The sequence below is a fragment of the Butyrivibrio sp. DSM 10294 genome (genome assembly GCF_028539135.1).
In the GTDB taxonomy this organism is placed as follows: domain Bacteria; phylum Bacillota; class Clostridia; order Lachnospirales; family Lachnospiraceae; genus Butyrivibrio.
The window spans coordinates 1-552 of record NZ_JANSWL010000054.1 but is presented as its reverse complement, the minus strand read 5'-3'; the positions used below and the strand labels follow the sequence as shown (position 1 = coordinate 552).

The window sequence follows — 552 nt, the reverse complement described above, 5'->3', positions numbered from 1 at the left end:
GCCCGCCATAGGAGGTAAAAGCCCTGTAATTGAAACTTCGTTCCCTCCAGAGTGGATCCTGAGTACGGCGGGACACGAGAAATCCCGTCGGAAGCAGGGAGGACCATCTCCCAAGGCTAAATACTCCCTAGTGACCGATAGTGAACCAGTACCGTGAGGGAAAGGTGAAAAGCACCCCGGAAGGGGAGTGAAAGAGATCCTGAAACCGTGTGCCTACAAGTAGTTAGAGCCCGTTAATGGGTGATAGCGTGCCTTTTGTAGAATGAACCGGCGAGTTACGATTACATGCAAGGTTAAGTTGGACAGACGGAGCCGCAGCGAAAGCGAGTCTGAATAGGGCGAATGAGTATGTGGTCGTAGACCCGAAACCAGGTGATCTACCCATGTCCAGGGTGAAGTCCAGGTAACACTGGATGGAGGCCCGAACCCACGCACGTTGAAAAGTGCGGGGATGAGGTGTGGGTAGCGGAGAAATTCCAATCGAACCTGGAGATAGCTGGTTCTCTCCGAAATAGCTTTAGGGCTAGCCTCATGCGTGAGAATCTTGGAGGT

At 52.7% G+C, this 552-nt stretch carries 1 rRNA gene; it reads left to right on the top strand.

Features of this window, described 5'->3' with window-relative positions:
* Positions 1 to 552, top strand: a 23S ribosomal RNA gene (locus NXH67_RS04560); the annotation flags it as partial.